The following is a 3,438-nucleotide window of genomic DNA, read 5'->3' as shown; positions in this document are numbered from 1 at the left end:
GACCGGTCGCGGCGCCGCTCCCGTCCCCGTCCTCCCACCGCTGTGTCTCCTCGTTCCAGTACCGCACTCCCCCGCTCATGGCGTCCCCTTCCCGTTCACCACGTCCCCCGTTCGCACCCGTGCCGTACGGGCCGGGTCACCACGTCCCGCACGGACGGCACCGTACGCCTCAGCTCACAGCCCCAGCAGCCCGGCCACCGCTCCCGCCGACGCGACCAGGCCCACCAGCGCCTGCGAGTCGTCCAGCAGCGCCCGCAGGCGCTCCCGCCGGGTCGGCCCCGCCTGCCCCGTCGTGACGATCTCCTCCTCCGTCTCGGCCAGCGCGCCGTCCAGCGCGGCCGTCTCGTCGGTGGCCCTCAGGCGCGTGAGGTCCTCGCGCAGTTCCCGTACGGCGGTCAGGAGCGCCTCGGCCGTCTCGTCCCGCTGGGGCGCGGTGCCGTGGTGGCTCTCGGCGCGCGCGTGGCTGCCGATCGCGAAGGTGCTGCCGTGGACACCGCCGCTGATGCTGACGCCCGGCTCATCCGTTGCCATTGCCGCTGGTTCCCTTCTGCGGCGCGGGTCCCGCGCCGCCGGTGGTGGAGGACGCGGTGGCGTGCTTGCCCACCGCGAAGGTGCTGCCGTGGACGCCGCCCTCGACGTGTACGCCGCCACTGCTGATGTTCACGATCTTCTGGACGAACTCGCCGGTCTGGTAACCGGATTCGGCCAGCGCGGTCAGCACGCCGTGGGCGACCCGGTCCTGCACGCTCCGGAGGTAGCGGTAGGCGTCCATGTCCTGGAAGAGGGACCCCTCGTACGCCGACCCGAGTTCCCGCACCGACAGCGCCGGGCCGTCGGGCAGGGCGCCCGCGTGGCCGCCGGTCAGCAGCTTCCACGCGTACGCCGCTCCCCGGCCGAGGGTGGCGAGGGAGCGGGCCGCGGAGCCCGGCACCCGGGCCACCGCCCAGGCCGCCTTGCCGATCACGTTGTTGTGCCGGTAGGTGTGCGCCGCGCGGTCGGCGTCCTTGAAGTCCTCGCGCACCGGCAGCAGGACGTGCGGGGCGATCTCCAGCATGAGCATCCGGCCCTGCGTGTGGACGCGCACGAAGACCGTGACGACCAGCTCCTCCTCCCAGCCGCCGACCCGGATGCGCAGGAAGTGCCGCCGCTTCTCGGCGCCCTCCTCGACCGCGCGGGCCCGGTGGTCCTCGAAGGCCTGCGGGTGGTACGGCGCCTCCTCGCGCCGGCGCAGCCCCTCGGCGGGCAGGAACACGCACTCGTCGATCTCCAGCCAGCGCAGCCGGTCGCGGACCGTGTGCCCGGCGAACTCCGAGGGCAGCCGCAGCTGTTCGAGCAGCGGGCGGATCTTCTCCAGGACCGCGCGGTTGTTCAGCGGCAGCTGTTCCTTCTTCATCTCGTCGGGCCGCAGCTCGACGGCGAGCACCCAGGTCTCGTAGGCGAACCCGGCACCGCAGAAGGGCCGCTTCTCGTGGTACATGACCAGCGGCGAGTGCTGCTCGACCCGGATGCGGTCCTTGAGCCGCTGGAACCGCTGTCCCTCGGCGCGCTCGGCGGGGTCGTCGGCCGCGTTCGGGAAGCGCTGCGGGGACAGTTCGGCGCCGACCGCGCGGGCGAACTGGCCGCGCTGGGCGGCCACGCACACCGCGATCAGCACGAAGACGACGATCACCAGCCAGGCCTGCAGCGGCCCGATCAGCCCGCCGACCCCGTCGAGGTCGGGGAGGAGCAGATCGGACAGGTCGGACGAGTCGTTGTAGGAACCGTACGAATCGCCGTAGCCGTACGAGTCGCCGAAGGACCCCGAGCCGCCGTAGGACGAGGAGTCGTCCGCGCCTCCGCCGAACGCCACCACGAGGGCCACGACGAGGAACATCGCGAAGACCACTCGCCCCCACCAGCGCATGACGAAGGCGGGCAGCCACCGATACAGCGGCGGGTTCGCGCTCTTGCCCCGGATCCACGAGGCGGCCGCGAGCAGCAGGCTGGGGACGACGAACATGAGCATCAGTCCGCCGGTCAGCGGCACCCCGATCACCCACAGGCCGAGGATCAGGCCGGCCCACAGCAGCTCCTGGCGCCGGGCGCGCAGCGCGTGCGCGAGCACCCGGGCCGCGTCGAGGCCGAGCGAGGGCGCCACGATCCGCTGTTCGTTCAGATGGAGCTGCTCGATGACCCGGTCCCGGTAACCGGAATCCAGGTAGGTGCCCGCGCACAGCAGCCGGGTCGCCTCACTCGCGTGCGGCGGGGTGACCGGGCCCGGCGGTGCCGACTGCGGTTGCCGAGGCACAGATGTAGTAGTCACGCGACTCCCCCGATGCGTGCAAAGTCCTTGCGCATGTCACCTGTTGACAAACCATCAGCATAGAGGTGCGGGTGGGTCGGGGAAACCGGAATCCCGTACCGATGGACGCCACCACAATCCTTTGACTAGAGTCAAATATTATGAATCCGGTGTCGGCACAGCAGGTGGCGGAGTTCCGCCGGTTCAACCGCTACTTCACCCGTCGTATCGGCGCCCTGGACGACCACTACCTCGGCCAGGACCGCCCGCTCGGCGAGGCGCGGCTGCTCTTCGAGATCGGCGAGGGGGTCTCGCTGCGCGAGCTCAGGACCCGGCTCGGGCTGGACGCCGGGTATCTGAGCCGGATGGCCAAGACGCTCCAGGCACAGGGCCTGGTCCGGATCAGCGTCCACCCGGACGACAGCCGGCTGCGCGTGGTCGAGCTGACCCGCGCCGGACGGACCGAGCTCAAGGAGCAGAACCGCCGGGCCGACGCCCTCGCCGCCGGCCTGCTCGACGGGCTCAGCACGGCCCAGCGCGACCGGCTCACCGAGGCGATGAGCACCGCCCAGCGACTGCTGCGCCTGGCCGGTATCACCGTGGCCCCGGTCGACGGGGCCGCCCCCGACGCCCGCGCCTGCCTCGACGCCTACGCCGCCGACATCGACGCCCGCTTCCCGGAGGGCTTCGACAAGTCCGACCTGGTGCGCCCCGAGGAGGTCTCGGGGACGGCGGGGGCGTTCTTCGTGGCGTACGAGGAGGGTCACCCCGTGGGCTGCGGGGCACTGCGCCGGCTGGAACCGGGGGTGGGCGAGCTCCGCCATGTGTGGGTGCACGCGGACGCCCGCCGCCTGGGCCTGGCCCGCCGGATCCTCACCGCCCTGGAGACGGAGGCCGCCGCCCGCGGCCTCTCGACCCTGCGGCTCGACACGCACGCGTCCCTCACCGAGGCACAGACGATGTACCGGGCGTGCGGCTACACCGAGATCCCGCCCTACGCCGATCATGTCTACGGCGACCACTGGTTCGAGAAGCGGCTCTCCGGCCCGGCGAACTGACCGCCCGCCCTGCCCGATCCGGAGCTTCACGCACTATCGCGTTCAGTCGGGAACGAGTACTATCGCGTTCGTCCCGGCGTCCAGGCGACGGTCCAACCG

At 72.0% G+C, this 3,438-nt stretch carries 3 protein-coding genes; 1 reads left to right on the top strand and 2 read right to left on the bottom strand.

The features are described from left to right. Positions 1-174: 174 nt before the first annotated feature. Both EHS43_RS40450 and EHS43_RS40445 read right to left on the bottom strand, forming a co-directional pair. A complete protein-coding gene (locus EHS43_RS40450) occupies positions 175-531 on the bottom strand; it encodes a hypothetical protein (protein WP_125195529.1) in 357 nt (118 codons plus the stop codon). After that, the gene (locus tag EHS43_RS40445) at positions 518-2,302 is read right to left on the bottom strand and encodes a hypothetical protein (protein ID WP_125195528.1); all 1,785 of its coding nucleotides are present in this window, start codon (positions 2,300-2,302) and stop codon (positions 518-520) included. Before EHS43_RS40445 ends, EHS43_RS40450 begins: the two co-directional genes overlap by 14 nt. Before the next feature lie 140 nt (positions 2,303-2,442). On the opposite strand from EHS43_RS40445, the gene EHS43_RS40440 reads away from it, so the two are divergent. Further along, positions 2,443-3,339 (top strand): bifunctional helix-turn-helix transcriptional regulator/GNAT family N-acetyltransferase, encoded by an 897-nt coding sequence (locus EHS43_RS40440; RefSeq protein ID WP_125195527.1) that lies wholly within the window; start codon positions 2,443-2,445, stop codon positions 3,337-3,339. The last annotated feature ends 99 nt before the right edge of the window (positions 3,340-3,438 follow it).

The organism is Streptomyces sp. RP5T, assembly GCF_003933965.1.
GTDB lineage: Bacteria > Actinomycetota > Actinomycetes > Streptomycetales > Streptomycetaceae > Streptomyces.
Note: the sequence above shows the minus strand (reverse complement) of the source record. Positions and strands in the feature narration are given on the sequence as shown.